At 73.1% G+C, this 17,693-nt stretch carries 15 protein-coding genes; 13 read left to right on the forward strand and 2 right to left on the reverse strand.

Annotation, left to right across the window (positions count from 1 at the left end):
* Positions 1 to 39: 39 nt before the first annotated feature.
* From G9H71_RS03490 to G9H71_RS03520, 7 genes are read left to right on the forward strand one after another with little or no spacing between them, the layout of a single operon-like run.
* Complete coding sequence (locus G9H71_RS03490; protein WP_166277860.1) at positions 40 to 1,302, forward strand: iron-containing alcohol dehydrogenase; 1,263 nt, start codon at positions 40 to 42, stop codon at positions 1,300 to 1,302.
* Positions 1,299 to 2,750, forward strand: a complete 1,452-nt coding sequence (locus tag G9H71_RS03495; protein WP_166277863.1) for an NAD-dependent succinate-semialdehyde dehydrogenase — start codon at positions 1,299 to 1,301, stop codon at positions 2,748 to 2,750. The genes G9H71_RS03490 and G9H71_RS03495 overlap by 4 nt, the downstream gene beginning before the upstream one ends.
* Before the next feature lie 41 nt (positions 2,751 to 2,791).
* Positions 2,792 to 4,216: an extracellular solute-binding protein gene (locus tag G9H71_RS03500; RefSeq protein WP_166277867.1), complete on the forward strand. Its 1,425-nt coding sequence runs from the start codon at positions 2,792 to 2,794 to the stop codon at positions 4,214 to 4,216.
* Between the two features lie 3 nt (positions 4,217 to 4,219).
* Positions 4,220 to 5,158, forward strand: coding sequence for a carbohydrate ABC transporter permease (locus G9H71_RS03505; RefSeq protein WP_166277870.1), 939 nt, complete (start codon positions 4,220 to 4,222; stop codon positions 5,156 to 5,158).
* Positions 5,158 to 6,084 (forward strand): carbohydrate ABC transporter permease, encoded by a 927-nt coding sequence (locus G9H71_RS03510; protein WP_166277873.1) that lies wholly within the window; start codon positions 5,158 to 5,160, stop codon positions 6,082 to 6,084. The genes G9H71_RS03505 and G9H71_RS03510 overlap by 1 nt, the downstream gene beginning before the upstream one ends.
* Positions 6,084 to 7,148, forward strand: coding sequence for an ABC transporter ATP-binding protein (locus G9H71_RS03515; protein ID WP_166277876.1), 1,065 nt, complete (start codon positions 6,084 to 6,086; stop codon positions 7,146 to 7,148). Before G9H71_RS03510 ends, G9H71_RS03515 begins: the two co-directional genes overlap by 1 nt.
* Position 7,149: 1 nt before the next feature.
* Entirely contained in the window at positions 7,150 to 8,220 is a 1,071-nt protein-coding gene (locus G9H71_RS03520) for an ABC transporter ATP-binding protein (protein ID WP_166277879.1), read from the forward strand.
* A 17-nt stretch (positions 8,221 to 8,237) separates the two neighbouring features.
* Here the strand turns inward: G9H71_RS03520 and G9H71_RS03525 are convergent, their stop codons facing one another.
* Together G9H71_RS03525 and larE are read right to left on the reverse strand one after the other, a co-directional pair.
* Positions 8,238 to 9,551: a nickel pincer cofactor-dependent isomerase, group 22 gene (locus G9H71_RS03525; RefSeq protein WP_166277883.1), complete on the reverse strand. Its 1,314-nt coding sequence runs from the start codon at positions 9,549 to 9,551 to the stop codon at positions 8,238 to 8,240.
* Between the two features lie 3 nt (positions 9,552 to 9,554).
* Positions 9,555 to 10,412: an ATP-dependent sacrificial sulfur transferase LarE gene (larE, locus tag G9H71_RS03530; RefSeq protein ID WP_231134001.1), complete on the reverse strand. Its 858-nt coding sequence runs from the start codon at positions 10,410 to 10,412 to the stop codon at positions 9,555 to 9,557.
* 51 nt (positions 10,413 to 10,463) lie between these two features.
* Between larE and larB the strand changes: the two genes are divergently transcribed.
* From larB to G9H71_RS03560, 6 genes are all read left to right on the forward strand, one after another.
* Positions 10,464 to 11,129: a nickel pincer cofactor biosynthesis protein LarB gene (gene larB, locus G9H71_RS03535; RefSeq protein WP_331272721.1), complete on the forward strand. Its 666-nt coding sequence runs from the start codon at positions 10,464 to 10,466 to the stop codon at positions 11,127 to 11,129.
* Complete coding sequence (gene larC, locus G9H71_RS03540) at positions 11,126 to 12,367, forward strand: nickel pincer cofactor biosynthesis protein LarC (RefSeq protein ID WP_331272722.1); 1,242 nt, start codon at positions 11,126 to 11,128, stop codon at positions 12,365 to 12,367. Before larB ends, larC begins: the two co-directional genes overlap by 4 nt.
* A 30-nt stretch (positions 12,368 to 12,397) precedes the next feature.
* Positions 12,398 to 13,324 (forward strand): hypothetical protein, encoded by a 927-nt coding sequence (locus G9H71_RS23035; protein WP_196791527.1) that lies wholly within the window; start codon positions 12,398 to 12,400, stop codon positions 13,322 to 13,324.
* A 209-nt stretch (positions 13,325 to 13,533) separates the two neighbouring features.
* Positions 13,534 to 14,979 (forward strand): hemolysin family protein, encoded by a 1,446-nt coding sequence (locus tag G9H71_RS03550; RefSeq protein WP_231134002.1) that lies wholly within the window; start codon positions 13,534 to 13,536, stop codon positions 14,977 to 14,979.
* Positions 14,976 to 15,992 (forward strand): CNNM domain-containing protein, encoded by a 1,017-nt coding sequence (locus G9H71_RS03555; RefSeq protein ID WP_166277895.1) that lies wholly within the window; start codon positions 14,976 to 14,978, stop codon positions 15,990 to 15,992. Before G9H71_RS03550 ends, G9H71_RS03555 begins: the two co-directional genes overlap by 4 nt.
* Before the next feature lie 307 nt (positions 15,993 to 16,299).
* Positions 16,300 to 17,679 carry a dicarboxylate/amino acid:cation symporter gene (locus G9H71_RS03560; protein WP_196791528.1) on the forward strand — a complete coding sequence of 460 codons (1,380 nt, stop codon included), beginning with the start codon at positions 16,300 to 16,302 and terminating at the stop codon, positions 17,677 to 17,679.
* Positions 17,680 to 17,693 lie beyond the last annotated feature (14 nt).

Consider the following 17,693-nt stretch of genomic DNA (forward strand, 5'->3'; position numbering starts at 1 on the left):
TCCTCGCGCGAGCCCCGGACTTCAAGGACGTGCCATCCCATGACCCTCTTCGGGCTCCTCCGGAGCCCCCGCCAGGTGCTCTTCGGCGTCGGCCAGCGGCACGCGCTCGGCGCGGCGACGGCCGCCCTGGGGCAGCGGGCGTTCGTCGTGACCGATGCCCGCTTCGGTGACACGCCCGAGTTCGACGAGCTGCTCGGGCTGCTGCACGCCGAAGGGGTGCAGGCCACGCCCTGGACCCAGACCCTGCCGGACGTCCCCACCGAACAGCTGCAGGACTGTGCACGAATCGCAGAACAGGCGACGCCGGACGTCGTGGTGGGGGTCGGCGGCGGGAGCTGCATCGACATGGCCAAGGCGGTCGCCATCCTTCTGGCCCACGGCGGGCGCCCGCAGGACTACTACGGCGAGTTCCGCGTACCCGGCCCGACCGTGCCCCTGGTGGCCGTGCCCACGACGGCGGGCACCGGCTCGGAGGTGACGCCCGTGGCGGTCCTCTCCGACCCCGCTCGTACCAGCAAGGTCGGCATCTCCAGCCCGCACATCATCCCGCACACGGCGATCTGCGACCCCGAGCTGACCTACGGGTCTCCCCCCGGGCTGACCGCGAGCGCCGGCGCCGACGCGCTGACGCACGCAGTCGAGGCCTTCACCGCGATCCGCCGGGAGCCGACGGCCGACCTCTCCAGCCGCCGCGTCTTCGTCGGCAAGGGCGCACTGACCGACCAGTACGCCCTGCTCGCGATCCGGCTCATCGCCGCGAACCTGCACCGCGCGTGGTCGAACCCCGGTGACGTCGAGGCGCGCGAGGCCATGATGCTCGCCGCCACCGCGGGCGGGTTCGCCCTCGGCACCGCGGGGACCGCCGCCGCGCACGCGATCCAGTACCCCCTCGGGGCCCTGACGCACACGCCGCACGGGGTCGGGGTGGGGGCGCTCCTGCCGTACGTCATGGAGTTCAACCGCCCCGTCCGCGAGGCGGAGCTGGCCGAGGTCGCGGCCGCGATGGGCGTCGGCGGCGACGACCCCGGTGCAGCGGCCGACGCCGCGATCGACGCCGTCGCCTCACTGCTCGAGTCGGTCGGCATCCCGCGCACGCTGGCCGAGCTGGGGCTGCCCGAGGACAAGGTCTCCTGGACCGCCGAGCAGTCGCTCAACGCCGCCCGGCTGGTGGAGAACAACCCGCGCCCGCTGGACGCCGCGGCGGCCGAGCGGATCGTGCGGGCCGCGTACGCCGGCGAGCGGGCCGGGCTGCGGGACGAGGCTCAGCCGCTGGTGGCGGCGGGACAGGGGGTTGCACGATGACGGTCCTCGACTGGGGCAAGCTCCCCACCGACCTGCTGATCGGCGGGGTCTGGCGGCCCGCCGCCAGCGGCCGGCGCCTGGACGTCGTCGACCCGTCCACCGGGTCGCCGATCACGTCGGTGGCGGACGCGGACGTCGACGAGGCGGTGGCGGCCGTCGACGCGGCCGCGGCCGCCGCCGACGACTGGGCGGCGACCTCCCCGCGCGCCCGCGCCGAGGTCCTGCGCCGCGCGTTCGACCTGATGACCGAGCGCCGCGAGGAGCTCGCGCAGCTCATCTCCAGCGAGAACGGCAAGTCGCTCGTCGACGCGCGCGGCGAGGTGGCCTATGCCGCCGAGTTCTTCCGGTGGTACGCCGAAGAGGCGGTCCGGGTCCGCGGCGAGGTCGCCCTGGCTCCTGCGGGGACGAACCGCATCCTCGTCGACTACGAGCCGATCGGGGTGTGCGTCCTCGTCACGCCGTGGAACTTCCCGGCTGCCATGGCGACCCGCAAGATCGGGCCCGCGCTCGCGGCCGGCTGCACCGTCGTGCTCAAGCCCGCCGGGGAGACGCCGCTCACGGCTCTGGCCCTCGCCGAGCTGCTCGGCGAGGCCGGCGTCCCGGCGGGCGTCGTGAACGTCGTCACGACCTCGAAGGCAGGGCGCGCCGTCGCAGCCATGCTCGCGGACGAGCGGGTGCGCATGGTGTCCTTCACCGGCTCGACGGAGGTCGGGCGGATCCTGCTGCGCGAGGCCGCCTCGCGGGTGCTCAAGACCGCGATGGAGCTGGGCGGCAACGCGCCGTTCGTCGTCTTCGACGACGCCGACCTCGACGAGGCGCTCGACGGCGCGATGGTCGCGAAGATGCGCAACGGCGGGCAGGCCTGCACCGCCGCCAACCGCTTCTACGTGCAGTCCCGGCTCTACGACGCCTTCGTGACGGGGCTGACCGAGCGCATGGCGGCGGTCGCGCTCGGGCCGGGCACCGACGAGCGGACGCAGTGCGGGCCGCTGGTGAACCAGGAGTCGGTGGACAAGGCCGACCGGCTCGTGCGCGACGCGGTCGCACGCGGCGCGCGCGTCACGACCGGCGGCCAGCCGCTCGACCGGCCCGGGTTCTTCTACCCGCCGACGGTGGTGGCCGACGTCCCGGCCGACGCGGAGATCCTCCAGGAGGAGGTCTTCGCGCCCGTCGCGCCCGTCGTGCGCTTCGACGACCCCGACGAGGTCCTGACGGCGGCGAACGACACGATCCACGGCCTCGTGTCCTACGTCTACACCCGAGACCTGGCGCGCGGGCTGCGCGTCGCCCGACGGCTCGAGTCCGGGATGGTCGGCCTCAACCGCGGCCTGGTCTCGGACCCTGCAGCGCCTTTCGGTGGTGTGAAGCAGAGCGGCGTCGGCCGTGAGGGCGGCCACGAGGGGCTCCTCGAATACATGGAAGCCAAGTACGTCGCGACCTCCTGGTGACCTCACCACGAGCCGACCTGCACATCCCATTAGGAGAAACGATGACGTTCCTCGACAAGCCAGGAGTCCGCCGGCGGCTCCGGCGACGGTTCACCACCGGCGTTGCGGTCATGGTCGCCGTGGGCACGCTGGCCGCCTGCGGCGGCAGCGACGACGACAGCGCGAGCGGCGGGGACAAGGCCCCGGCCACCCTCCCCGAGCTCACGTCCGAGCCCGTCACGCTGAGCTTCCTCTGGTTCGAGTGGCCTCCGGCGCAGGCGCTGGAGGACTTCGCGAACAAGGAGTACAAGAAGGTCAGGCCGAACGTCACGGTGAAGGTCAACACCGTGCCGAACCCGAACTGGCACGACGCGATCTTCACCCAGTTCGCCGCCCGCAAGACCGACTTCGACATCCCGATCCTGGACTCCCAGCACATCGGCGAGGCCGTCACCAACGGCAGCATCCTCGACATCACCGACTTCGTGAAGTCCAACATCGAGACCGAGGCCTACGACCCCTACCTGCTCGCCGCCTACGGGCAGTACCCGCAGGCCGAGACCGGGCAGCGCGACGAGAACGCCAAGCTCTACGGCCTTCCGCTGCTGGGCGACACCTGGGCGATGATCTACCGCAAGGACCTCATCGGCGAGGAGCCGCCCAAGACCTGGGACGAGATGATCGCCACGGCGAAGAAGTGCCAGGAGGACAACCCCGGGGTCAGCGGCCTCGCCTTCCACCAGTCCAACGGCTCGGACGCCGCGGCGGTCACCTACAACACCGTCAACGGGGTCTACGGCGGGAAGCTGTGGGACCCCAAGGAGAAGAAGATCGACGGCATCATCAATGACGAGGCCGGCAAGAAGGCGATGGACGTCCTCGTCAACCAGATGAAGCCGCTGGCCCCGAAGGGCTCCGGCAACTGGTTCATCGACGAGGTGAACGCCGCCATCGCCCAGGGCAAGGTGTGCATCGGCTTCAACTGGCTCGCCGCCATCGGCGGACTGCTCGACCCGGCGCAGTCCACCCTCGGCACGTCCAAGGAGCAGATCCTCGACAAGCTCGGCTTCGCGACCCTGCCCACGCAGGAGGCCGACATCGTGCCGCTCGGCGGCATGGGCATGCACATCTCGAAGTACGCCCCGCCGGAGCGCCAGGCCGAGGCACTGAGCTTCATGAAGTGGTTCGAGCAGGCCGACGTGCAGAAGGCATGGGCGGCGGCCGGGGGCGTCCCTGCGCGCAAGGATGCGCTGTCGTCGCCCGAGTTCCTCAACGCAGCGCCGTGGAACAAGGTGTTCACCGACTCCGTGCCGCGACTGCGGGACATGTGGAACGTCCCTGAGTACGCCAAGCTGATCGACATCGAGAACACCAACGTCAACGCGGCGCTCAACGGCGCCAAGGACCCGATGGACGCGCTCGACACGATCGCCAAGGAGCAGCAGGCGATCCTCGACCAGAGCGGCGACGGCGGCGGGATCCGATAGTCCATGGCCACCACCGAGATTCACGCCCCGGCGGCGCCCCTCACGGCGCCGCCGGCGGCGCGCCGCTACCGATGGCTGGGCGAGCGCCGCCTCGCCACGCTCTTCGTGTCACCGGCGCTCGCGCTGCTCCTGTTCCTCTCGATCTTCCCGCTGCTCTGGGCGCTCTACCTGTCGTTCACGAACTACTCGGCCACCCGTGACACGGGCGCGAGCTTCGTCGGGCTCGACAACTACATCGACATCCTGACCTCGGCGACGGTCCGCCAGCGGGCGATCACCACGTTCGTCTACGTGGTGGGAGCGGTGGGCCTGCAGACCGTGCTCGGCTTCGCCATCGCGTACCTCATCTCGCGACGGGTCCGCGGCCGCGGCGCGCTCACCACGCTCTTCCTCGTGCCGATGATGCTCTCCCCCGTCGTGGTCGGCCTCTTCTGGCGGTTCATGCTCGACACGCAGTTCGGCGTCGTGAACTCGCTGCTGGGCTCGCTCGGGTTCGGGCAGGTGGAGTGGCTGACCAAGCAGCGCACCGCCCTGCTCTCGCTCATCCTGGTCGACACCTGGCAGTGGACGCCCTTCATCATGCTGATCGCGCTCGCCGGCCTGACCGCGGTCCCGAAGTACCTCTACGAGGCTGCGTCGATCGACCGCGCCTCCGAGTGGTTCCGGTTCCGCCACATCACGCTCCCCCTGGTGTGGCCGCTGCTGCTCATCGCGGTGATGTTCCGCGCGATCGAGGCGTTCCGGCTCTTCGACCTCGTCTACATCCTCACCAGCGGCGGGCCGGGGGTGTCCACCGAGACGCTGTCCTTCCACGTCTACAAGGTGGCCTTCCTCGGCTTCGACACCGGCGTGGCCTCGGCGTACGGGATCCTCATGGTCCTCGTCGTCATCGTCCTCGCGCAGTTCTACCTGCGCTACCTCGAGAAGCTGCGGAGCTCCTGATGGCCCTGCACATCGACGAGACGGTCGCCGCGGAGGCCGGTGCGGGACACGCCGACCCGCCACGCGGGCCGCAGCGGCGCCGTCGCGGCACCCTGCGCACCTGGGTGGAGATCGTCGCGCTGGCCGCCATCGCCGTCGTCATGCTCTTCCCCGTCGTCTGGATGCTGGAGACGTCGCTGAAGGAGGGCCGCGACGTCTATGCGGTGCCCGCGAAGATCCTGAGCTTCGACGTGACGCTCGACCACTACAAGGACGTCTTCGTGCAGCGCGACGGCTCGGGCACCTCCGACCTCGCGGTCTCCTTCAAGAACTCCATCATCGTCGCGGGGACCTCCACGCTGCTGGCGACCCTGCTGGGCGTGCCGGCCGCCTGGGCGTACTCCCGCTTCCGCATGAAGGCGAAGAAGGACCAGCTCTTCTTCATCCTCTCGACGCGCTTCATGCCGCCGGTCGTGGTGGTCATCCCGATCTTCCTGATGTACCGCGACCTCGGGCTGCTCAACACCAAGCTCGGCCTCATCCTCATCTACGCGGCGTTCAACCTGCCCTTCACCATCTGGATGATGAAGGGCTTCGTCGACGAGGTGCCGGCGGAGTACGAGGAAGCCGCGATGCTCGACGGCTACTCACGCTTCGAGGCGTTCTGGCGCTACACGCTGCCGCTGTTGGTCCCCGGGATCGCGGCCACCGCGGTCTTCGCCCTCATCTTCTCCTGGAACGAGTTCGTGTTCGCCATCTTCCTCACCTCGAGCGACTCCGTCCGGACCGCTCCCCCGGCCATCGCCGGGCTCATCGGCGGCACCACGATCGACTGGGGCCTGGTGGCCGCGTCGGCGATGGTGTTCGCCGCCCCGGTCCTGCTCTTCGCGTTCCTCGTCCGCAAGCACCTGGTCGCGGGGGTCACGCTCGGGGCGGTGCGTCGCTGATGGCGGGCATCGAGATCACCGAGCTGCACAAGCGCTTCCCCGACGGCACCGTGGCCGTCGAGAAGCTGGACCTGTCCATGCGGGACGGCGAGCTCTTCGTCATGCTCGGCCCCTCCGGCTGCGGCAAGACGACGACCCTGCGCTCGATCGCGGGGCTCGAGCGCCAGACCTCCGGCGACATCCGCATCGGCCACCGCCTTGTCAACGACCTGCCCCCGGCCGAGCGCGACATCGCCATGGTCTTCCAGTTCTACGCGCTCTACCCCCATCTGCGGGCCAAGGACAACATCGCCTTCCCGCTGCGGGCCGAGGGCACCCCGGAGGCCGAGGTGAAGGAGCGGGTCGCCGAGGCGGCCCGCATGCTCCGCCTCGAGGCGCTGCTCGAGCGCCGGCCCAACCAGCTGTCCGGCGGTGAGCAGCAGCGCGTCGCGCTGGCGCGGGCGCTGATCCGCCAGCCCCTGGCGTTCCTCATGGACGAGCCGCTGACCAACCTCGACGCCGAGCTGCGCGCCGACATGCGGACGTCCATCAAGCACCTGCAGCAGCGGCTGGGCACGACGATGGTCTACGTCACCCACGACCAGCTCGAGGCCATGTCGCTGGGCGACCGGATCGCGATCCTCAACAAGGGGCGGCTCGAGCAGGTCGGCACCCCGCTCGAGGTCTACAACCGTCCCGCGTCGCTCTTCTGCGCGGGGTTCATCGGCTCACCGCCGATGAACCTGCTCCCGGTCGAGGTCTCCGAGGGCCGCCTGCGCACGCCGGGCGGGCTGAGCCTGGTGCCGCCCGGCGGGCTGTCGACGCGGCAGGGGCTCGTCGCCGGCGTGCGCCCGGAGCAGCTGGAGGTGACGACGCCCGACGCGGGGGACGCCGTCCCCGCCCGCATCGTGTCCGAGGAGGTCCTCGGGGACGAGATCATCTACGTGGTCTCGGCGGGCGGCGCGGACGTGCGCGTCCGGATGCCACCGACGTCCCGCTTCGGCCTCGACGCCCCCGTCGGGCTCCGCCACACCGGAAGCCCGCCTCCGGTGTACGACGCCACGTCCGAGAGGCTGGTCGCCTGAGATGGGATCGATCTCCACGCAGGGCCTGCGCAAGGCGTTCGGCGACGTCCAAGCGCTCGACGACGTCACGATCGACGTGCCGGACGGGTCCTTCTTCGTCATCCTCGGCCCGTCCGGCGCCGGCAAGACCACGACCCTGCGGGCGATCGCCGGGCTCGAGCGGCTCGACGCCGGGACGGTGCGCCTGGACGGCCTCGACGCCACGAAGGCGGACCCGGCGGCCCGTGACCTCGCCATGGTCTTCCAGAGCTATGCGCTCTATCCGAAGCGCACGGCGTTCGACAACATCGCCTCACCCCTGCGGGCACGCCGGACACCTGCAGCCGAGATCACGCGTCGGGTGGACGAGGTGTCGGCGCTGCTGCACATCGAGAAGCTCATGAAGCGCCGGCCGGCTCAGATGTCGGGCGGCGAGATGCAGCGGGTGGCGCTCGCCCGCGCGCTCGTGCGCAGCCCGCGGGCGTTCCTCATGGACGAGCCGCTGACCAACCTCGACCTGAAGCTGCGGGTCGAGATGCGCACGGAGCTCACGCGCATCCACCGCTCCCTCGGCGGCACCTTCCTCTACGTCACCAACGACCAGGTCGAGGCCATGTCGATGGCCGACCAGGTCGCGGTGCTGAAGGAGGGCCGGGTGCAGCAGGTGGGCACGCCTCGAGAGGTCTACGAGCGGCCGGCCAACTCGTGGGTCGCCGCCTTCGTGGGCAACCCGCGCATCAGCCTGCTCCCGTGCCGGGCCGAGGGGACGCGGCTCGTCGGGGACGGCGGCTGGTCGCTGCCCCGCCCGCGCACGGGCGCTGCGGGCGACGGCCAGCCGCTCCTGCTCGGTCTGCGGGCCGAGGACGTCTCGCTGGACCGCCGGGACGCGGCGGCGGCGCTCGACGGCGAGCTGTACGCCCTCGAGCCGCTGGGCGACCGCACCGTGGTGGACGTCCGGGTCGGGAGCGAGGTGCTCAAGGTGAAGGCGCGTCCCAGCGTCACCGGCCGTCCCGGCGACCGCCTGACGGTGAGCGTGGACCTGGACCGGGCGCACCTGTTCGACGCGGGCACCGGCCTGGCCCTGACGCGATGAGCGCCCCGCCCTCGCCGCTACTCCCAGGCGGCGAGGGCGGTGCCGTCCGCGTCGAGCATCTCGACCGGGCCGCCGACGACCTCCAGCTCCGCGTGACGCTCCACCTCCTCGAGCAGCGCCGTGGAGACGAGCAGGTCGGCCACGTCGAGGGTGTCGTGCATCCGGACGAGCCGGACCCGGTCGGGGTCGGGGCTGCCGCAGGTGAGGACGGCGGCGCTGACCGCCGACGCGTCGTCGGCGAGGACCATGGGCAGGGCCACGCGACGGGTTCCGATCACGCCCGCGGTGAGGGCGTTGGTGTACATCGCGTGCAGGTCGAGCGAGGCCGCCACGGCACGCGTCGTGAAGTCGGCGAGCCCGATGCCGTAGCCGTTGCCCTCCGAGTCCGGGGTGAGGTCCAGCGCGACGATGTTCGTGATGCGCGGCGTCTCCGGCTCGTCGACGCCGCTGATCCGCATCCGTCCGACGACGTTGGTGTCCATGCCGGAGCCGGAGATGTTCTTGCCGAAGCGGTCGACGACCAGCACGTCGAGCTCGTCGAAGGGGAGGGTGCCGAGCAGGCTGCGCGCCTCCCGCAGCAGCGCCTGCTCCTCCTCCCCCGCGATGCCGGCCGGGCCCACCCAGGCGAGGCGCGCGGTCTGGCCCCGGCCGTTCTCCACGACCCCCAGCGCCCCGACCACCTTCCCGGTCGCGACGATCGCACGGGCGACCTCGACGATGCCCGTCGAGAGCTTCACCGGCCCCAGCGCGTGCAGCACCGCGGCGCCGGCCTGGTTGCCGAGCCCGATCGCCGTCATCTTGGCCAGGCCGCTCTCCACACCGCCCCGGAAGTCGGTGTGCGGCTTGACGCGGTTGATGACGAGGACCCCGTCGGCGGCCGCCGCCAGAGCGTCCATGTGCACGGGCATGCCGTCCGGCCCACCGCCGAGGTCGACCGTCTCCATGCCCGAGCGCACGGGGGCACCGACGGACTCCTCGGTCACGCCGAGCTGCACGAGCAGCGACTCCTGGCCCTCGGCCGTGGCGTGCCCGTGCGACCCCATCGACGGGACGACGAAGGGCTCGGCCCCGTGATCGCGCAGCCAGCGCACCGTCTCGCGCACCACCGTCACGAGGTCGTGGAGCCCGCGGCTGCCGACGGTGAGCGCGATCCGGGCGCCCGGCTCGAGGCGCAGGCCGGCGGCGTCGAGCTCGCGGCGGACGGCGTACGCGACATCGGCCTCCTGCGGCTGCCGGCCGCTCCTGCGGACGCGGTGCAGCTTGGGGAGCGGGCACGCGGCCTCGACGGCGGCGAGCGGGAGGCTGAGGGCCTGCTGCGGGGCGACGGGCATTCTTCATCTCCACCGGGCGGAATCGTGCAACATCGCGTTCATCGAGCCGGACACAAAGGCTCTCACGTCCACAGCTTCGGCGAAACCCGCTTCTTGCAATGTCTCGGCGAGCCTTGGGATCGCCTGCACCTGCGGCACCACGTCCCCGTCGACCTCGACCCGCACCTGCGTGCCGAGGTCGCGCACCCGCAGGTCACGGGTCTGGACCCCCTCAGCGGCGAGGAGGCGGCGCACCGACCGCTCCGCCTGCTCGACGCGGTGCAGCCGGTGCGGCGTGATGCGCAGCCCGTACGCGATCCGGCTGGACAGGCAGGCGGCTGCCGGCTTGTCCCACGTGCGAAGGCCCCACGCGCGGCTCACCTCCCGGACCTCGTCCTTCGTCAGCCCGCACTCGGCCAACGGCTCGCGGGCCCCGTGCTCGCGGGCCGCGCGCAGCCCCGGCCGGAAGCCCGCCCGGTGGTCGTCGGCGTTCGTGCCCGTCAGGACCTCCGCCGCACGCTCCCGGGCGACGGGAGCGACGGTGTCGAGCAGGGTCGCCTTGCAGAAGTAGCACCGGTCCCCCGCGTTGGCGCGGTAGCCTTCCACGTCCATCTCGCGAGTAGGCAGGCGGAGATGCCCGACCCCCAGCCCTTCGGCGAACTCCCGCGCGAGCTCGGCCTCCTCGGCCGGGAGCGAGTCGGACACGGCGGTCACCGCGAGCACCCGCCCCGGGCCGAGCGCGCGCACGGCCGCGGCGAGCACGAGGGCGGAGTCAGCCCCACCGGAGAAAGCGACGAGGACGTCGGAGTGGCCGTCGAACCAGCCCAGCAGCCTGCTCGAGAGCTCGTGCACCCGGTCGTCGACGACCAGCGGTCCGCGCATGACGGGAGTCTGTCACTAGATCGCGGGTTTGCCGATCTCGGCTTCGCCTGCGTGGACACCGCCCGCGCATCGCGTACGGGAGATCCTGAAGTGATCTTCGGGCAAGGCAAGCAGCCGGCCCAGGTCGTGTCGATCCTGCAGCGGCTCACGGCGGAGCACCCGGACCGGGCCGTCCTCGCCACGCGCTGCGCGGACGACGCGCTGCGCGCGTGCACGGAGGAGTTCGGCGGCCGCGCACAGGTGGACCCCCTCGCCCGTACCGTCGTCGTCGGGCCGTGGCCGACCGCGTTCGGCCGGGTGGCCGTGGTGTGCGCCGGGACGTCCGACCTCCCGGTGGCGCGCGAGTGCGCCACGACGGTCCGCGCGCACGGAGCGGAGACGGAGCTCGTCGCGGACGTCGGGGTCGCCGGCCTGCACCGCCTGCTCGCGCGCCTCGAGCAGATCCGCGCGGCTGACGCCGTGGTCGCTGTCGCCGGCATGGAGGGCGCGCTGCCCAGCGTCCTCGGCGGCCTCGTCGCGGCACCGCTCGTCGCCGTCCCGACGAGCGTCGGCTACGGGCTCTCGATGGACGGCACGGCAGCCCTGCTGGCGATGCTGAACTCCTGCGCCCCGGGCGTGACCGTGGTGAACGTCGACAACGGATACGGCGCCGGGGTCGCCGCGGCCCGCATCGCGCGCACGATCGGCCGGCTGCGGGCGGGCGAGGGGGCACGGTGACGGGCGTGCCCTGCCTCTGGGTGGACGCCTCCCGTGGCGCTTCCGGCGACATGCTGCTCGGCGCGCTCCTCGACGCGGGCGCCCCGCTCGAGACCGTCCGGTCCGCCCTCGCGGGCCTCGCGACCGAGCCGGTCGGGCTCGGGCTGCGCGAGGTGCACCGGCACGGGCTGCGGGCGGCCAAGGCCGATGTCTTCGTCGCGGAGTCGACGACGACCCGCAACCTCGGCGACGTCCTGGCGGTCCTCGACGGGGCGGGGCTCGAGCCGCCGGTGCACGAGGCGGCGGCCCGTGTGTTCCGGCTCCTCGCGGCGGCCGAGGCGAAGGTCCACGGCGTGTCCGAGCACGAAGTGCACTTCCATGAAGTCGGCGCCCTGGATGCGCTGGCCGACGTCGTCGGGTGCGCCGCGGCCCTGCACTCGCTCGGCGTGCTCGCCCCGGGCGCGCGCATCGTGGTGGGACGGGTCGCGCTGGGTAGCGGCAGCGTGCGTACGGCGCACGGCGAGCTCCCCGTCCCGGTCCCCGCCGTGCTCGAGCTGCTGTCGCAGGCCGGCGCGCCCGTGCACAGCGGTGGGGTCGCCCGCGAGCTGTGCACCCCGACCGGCGCGGCGCTGCTCGCCGCCCTGGCGAGCGGCTGGGGCGACCTGCCGGCCATGACGGTGCACGCCGCCGGGGTCGGGGCGGGGCAGGCGGACCCGCCGCAGGCCGCCAACGTGCTGCGCGTCGTGGTCGGCGAGGCCCAGGGGGCCGCGGGCTGGGCCGAGGAGGAGCTGGTCGTCGTGGAGTCGACGGTCGACGACCTCGACCCGCGGCTGTGGCCCGACGTCCTCGACGCCCTGCACGCGGCCGGCGCCGTGGACGCCTGGGCCACCCCGGTGCTCATGCGCAAGGGCCGGCCCGGCCACGTCGTGACGGCGCTCTGCCCCGCACCGGTCGTCGAGGGGGTCTGCGCGACGCTGGTGGCCCAGGCGCCCACGCTCGGCCTGCGCACGCATCCCGTCCGGCGGCGGTCGCTGCCGCGCACGATGCGGACGGTGCACGTCGACGGCGAGCCGGTCCGGGTGAAGCTCGGCCTCGTCGGGGGCGAGCCGGTCACCCGGCAGCCGGAGTACGCCGACGTCCGAGCCGCAGCCGCGCGGCTCGGCCTGCCCGTCCGCCGGGTGCTCGAGCTCGCCGCGGCGGCCGCAGCAGAGGGCAGCTTCGCGGCCGGGGAAGAGGCAGCAGTGCCCCGCACCGGTTGAGCCCGCGATGCCACGGGCAGGGGAGCACGCATGATCTCAGCGATTGGCCGTGGCATCGCCGCCGGCGCCGCCGGCACCACCGTCCTCAACGCGGTGACCTACCTCGACATGGCCCTGCGCGGCCGGCCGGCGAGCCAGGCGCCCGACCAGCTCGTCGAGCGGCTCGCCGCGGACGTGGGCACCCAGGTCCCCGGCAGCGGCGAGACCGCCGACAACCGGCGTAGCGCGCTCGGCGCCCTCGCGGGGATCGCCACGGGTGTCAGCGTCGGCGTGGCCGCCAGCCTGGCCCGCACCGCGGGCGTGCGCGCCCCGGCCCCGCTCGGCGCGCTGCTGACGGGGGCCGTCGCCATGGCGGCGAGCGACGTGCCGCTGGCTCTCACCGGGGTGAGCGACCCGCGCAGCTGGTCGGGAGCCGACTGGGCCTCGGACGTGGTGCCGCACCTCGCCTATGGCATCACCACCTCGGCGGCCCTGTCCGCGCTGGAGCCGCCGCTGCGTACCGCTCCCCCGGTGTTCGTGCGGGCCGCACTGCTGGGCATCGCCGCCGGTGGCCGGAGCGCGTCCGGGATCACCGCGCTCGCCGTCACGACCTCGCCGCGGCTCGTCCACGGCCCGCTCGCCGCCCTGTCGGGCCGGGCCGGCACGACCACGGCCCTGCTCGGCGCCGCCGGCGAGCTGATCATGGACAAACTGCCGACGACGCCGAGCCGGCTCCGGCCGGAGGTGCTGTTGGCCCGCATCGGCGCCGGTGGGCTCGCGGCCGCCGGGCTGGCGTCGCGCGAGCACGGCAGCCGCGCGCTCGCCCTCGTCGCCGGCGCCGCGGGCGCGGTCGCCGGCAGCTTCGCCGGGGCCAAGTGGCGCGGCTGGGCCGCCGGGCGGGTGCCGGACTGGCAGGCCGCGGTGGCCGAGGACCTCGTCACGTACGCCGTGGCGACGTACGCGGCGCGCCGCCGCTGACGCGTCCCGGCCGTCGGACGCCTGTCGCGGAGACCGCGGTACGTCCGCGCGGGTGAAGCGGCGCGGGGCGCGGAACCACGACGGGCTCCGCCGCGTTCGACTGCGAAAGACCCGCGGGCACCGTGCCCGCGAACCGGAAGGGCCATGAGCAGCGACCACAGACCCAGGGCCGTGCATCCCGACCCCGTTGAGGGGGTGCACGGCCGTTGATGGAAGTCCTGACCCTGCTGCTCGGCGTCCTGGTCGTCCTCCTGATCACCGTCGCGACGGGCTATTTCGTCGCGCAGGAGTTCGCCTACATGGCGGTCGACCGCTCCGGGCTGGCCGCGCGCGCCGAGGCCGGTGACGCCGCCGCCGCGCGGGCGCTGGCCGTCACCCGGCGGACGTCGTTCATGCTGTCGGGCGCGCAGCTCGGGATCACCGTCACCGGGCTGCTCGTCGGCTACGTCGCCGAGCCCCTCATCGGCGAGTCGCTCGGCGCGCTGCTCGGCGGTGTCGCGGTCCCCACGGGGCTGAGCGTCGCGATCGGCGCGGTCGTCGCGCTGCTCTTCTCCACCGTCGTGCAGATGCTCTTCGGTGAGCTGTTCCCGAAGAACCTCGCGATCGCCCGCCCGGAGGTCGTCGCGCGCCGGCTCGCGGCCTCGACCGTGCTGTTCCTGCGTGTCCTCGGCTGGCTCATCTGGGTCTTCGACCAGGCCGCGAACCTGCTGCTGCGAGCCCTGCGGATCGAGCCCGTGCACGACGTCGAGCACGCCGCCACCGCACGCGACCTCGAGCACATCGTCGAGGAGTCGCGCGAGAGCGGGGACCTGCCGGCCGAGCTGTCCATGCTGCTCGACCGCATCCTCGACTTCCCCGAGCGGGACGTGGCGCACGCGATGATCCCGCGGCCCCGCGTCGGCACGGTGGACGACACCGTCACGATCGGCGGGCTCCGCGAGCTGATGGCGCACGGCCACTCGCGCTATCCCGTGCTCGCCGAAGGCACGGAGGACGTCGTCGGGGTGGTGCACCTGGCCGACCTGCTGGCCTCCGCCGCGCCCGACGACGCTCCGGTGACCACGATCGCCCGCCCGAGCCTGTTCGTGTCTGCCTACACGCCGCTGCCCGAGGCGCTGCGCCAGCTCACCGGGACCACGAACCAGCTGGCCTGCGTGGTCGACGAGTACGGCGGGTTCGCCGGCGTGCTCACGGTCGAGGACCTCGCCGAGGAGCTCGTCGGCGAGATCACCGACGAGCACGACGAGGAGCGCCCCGAGTACGTCCCGGTCGAGGGCGACGGCGTCTGGGAGATGCCCGGCGACGTCCACGTCGACGAGGTCGAGCGGGCGCTCGGCGTCGACCTGCCCCGCGGCGGCTACGAGACCGTCGCCGGCCTGGTGATCGCGGCGCACGGCGCGCTGCCGACGCCCGGCACCCGGGTAGTGCTGGCGCTGCCCGAGGACCCGGCCGACCTGCTGAGCGATGACGAGCCCGAGCCGCGCCTGCTCTGCGTCGAGGTGCTCGACGTGGCCCGCCACGTCCCGGCACGCGTCCGGCTCACGCTGCCCGACCTGGATCCCGACTCCACCGGCGACCCGGTCGCCGAGGACGACACCGGCGTCACGAACCACACCGTCGCCACACCCACCACTTCCGAGAAGGGCCTGCGTTGAGCGACAACCCCTGGGTCGTCGTCCCCGCGACCGGCGCGATCGTCGCCGCCAGCGCGTTCTTCGTCGCCGTCGAGTTCGCGGCCCTCGCCGCCAAGCGCCACCGGCTCGAGGACGCCGCGCCCGCCAGCCGGTCGGCCCGCGCCGCGCTGCGCAGCTCCTCGGAGCTGACGCTGCTGCTGGCCGGGTCGCAGCTCGGCATCACCGCCGCCACCCTGGCCCTCGGCGCGATCAGCAAGCCTGCCGTCCACCACTGGCTGACCCCGCTGTTCGAGGACGGCGGGCTGCCGGAGGTGGCGGCAGACGTCGCCGGCTTCGTGCTGGCCCTGCTCGTCGTGACCTTCCTGCACCTGGTCGTGGGCGAGATGACCCCCAAGTCGTGGGCCATCGCGCACCCCGAGCGCTCGGCGACGCTGCTCGCGCTGCCGATGCGCGCGTTTCTGTGGGCCTTCCGGCCGCTGCTGCGCGCGCTGAACGAGATGGCGAACGCCCTGGTCCGGCGGGTCGGGGTCGAGCCCGCCAACGAGGTCGCCGTGGGGCACAGCCCCGACGCGCTGCGCCACCTCGTGGAGCACTCGGCCAACGTCGGCGCGCTGGACGCCCGCTTCTCCGCGCAGCTGTCGGAGGCGCTGGAGATGGAGCGGATGACCGTACGCGAGCTGCTGCGCCCGACGGCGCCGCTCGCCGCCGTGGGCCCCGACGCGCCGGTCAGCGAGGTGCGCGAGGTGACCCGGCGTACCGGGCACCTGCGCGTCCTCGTCGGGGACGCCGACCGCATCACGCACGTCGTACACGTCCGCGACACCTTGACCGCCCCGGCCACGGCGCCGGCGGCCCAGTTCGCCCGCCCGGTGTTCACGCTCGACGCGGACACCACCGTGCACGCCGCCCTGCGCCAGATGCGCGAGACCCGCAACCACCTCGCCGTCGTCACCGCTGACGGCGCGCTGGCGGGCGTCATCACGCTGGCCGACGTGCTGCGCCGGCTGCTGCCTCAGGCAGCGGCTGCCGCCTGACCCGCCGGGCACGTCCGGCCCACCGGACGGCGGGCGAGGACGCGGCGCGTGGGCGTCGCTCCGGGGGCACCGGCGGAGCCTCGCCCATCTGGGCGAGGTGCGGTGATCGCAGGGAATGCCCTACCCTGCCGTCCGGTTGGTTGCCTGAGGAGGTGGTCCTGTGCTGCAGATCGTCGTGCGTCGTCTGACGCAGCGCCGGCACGTCGACCTCCTGCGCACGTGCAGTGCGGCCTGTCGTCCCTGACGACCCTTCCGCCGCCCACCTGCTCGCAACCCGCTCCCGGCGCCGTCGTGCGCCCGAAAGGTCATGCCCATGCGCGCGACTCTGCGCCGCGTCCCCTTCTCCGCCCAGGTCCTGCTCGGCCTCGTGCTCGGCGTCGTCCTCGGCCTCGTCGCCCGGTCCATGGGCGAGGTCTCCGACGGCAGCCCCAACTGGCTCGCCAGCACGCTCGACACCGTCGGCGACCTGTTCGTCAGCCTGCTCCGCGCCGCCGTCGTCCCGCTCGTCCTGACCGCGGTCATCGCGAGCATCGCCAACCTGCGCGGGGTCGGGAACGCAGCCCGCCTCGCCGGCCAGACGCTGCTCTGGTTCGCGATCACCGCGTTCGCCGCCGTGCTCATCGGCATCGGCCTCGGCCTCCTGCTGCAGCCCGGCGACCACACCTCGGTCACGCGCGACAGCGCGCACAGCGTCAGCACCATGGGCGACTGGTGGGCCTTCCTCACCGGCCTCGTCCCGGACAACGTCCTCGGCCTGGAGGCCGACACGTCGGTCACCGACGGGGTCGCCTCGACGAGCCTGTCCTTCAACGTGCTGCAGGTCGTCGTCATCGCCGTCGCCCTCGGCATCGCCGCCCTCAAGGTCGGCGACGCCGCCGAGCCCTTCGTCAACCTCGTGCAGTCTGCGCTGCAGGTCGTGCAGAAGGTGCTGTGGTGGATCATCCGGCTCGCGCCCATCGGCAGCGCCGGCCTGATCGGCCACGCGGTCGCGGCGTACGGCTGGGACGCCCTCGGCTCGCTCGGCGTCTTCGCCGTCGCGGTCTACGTCGGCCTCGCGCTCGTGCTCTTCGTCGTCTACCCGGTGGTCCTCAAGGCCAACGGGCTCTCGATCAAGCAGTTCTTCACCGGCGTGTGGCCGGCCACCTCGCTCGCCTTCGTCTCGCGCTCGTCGCTCGGCACCCTGCCCGTCACCCAGCAGGTGACCGAGCGCAACCTCGGCGTCCCGCGGGCGTACGCCTCCTTCGCCGTGCCGCTCGGCGCCACCACCAAGATGGACGGCTGCGCCGCGATCTACCCGGCGCTCTCGGCGATCTTCGTCGCGCAGTTCTTCGGCGTCTCGCTCGGCATCACGGACTACCTGCTGATCGTGCTCGTCTCCGTCGTCGGCTCCGCGGCCACGGCCGGCACCACCGGCGCCACGGTCATGACCACGCTCACGCTGTCCACGCTGGGCCTGCCGCTCGAGGGCGTCGGCCTGCTGCTGGCGATCGACCCGATCCTCGACATGGGCCGCACCGCGCTCAACGTCACCGGCCAGGCGCTCGTCCCGGCCATCGTGGCCAAGCGCGAGGGCATCCTCGACAAGGCGGTCTACGACGCGCCCCGCGGCAGCGACGGCTTCGCCCTCCCCGTCGACGGCACCCCGGTCGAGGTGCCGGAGCGGGCGGCGGTCCCCGTCCCCGCCTGACGGCCCCGGCCGCG

Source organism: Motilibacter deserti (genome assembly GCF_011250635.1).
Lineage (GTDB): Bacteria > Actinomycetota > Actinomycetes > Motilibacterales > Motilibacteraceae > Motilibacter_A > Motilibacter_A deserti.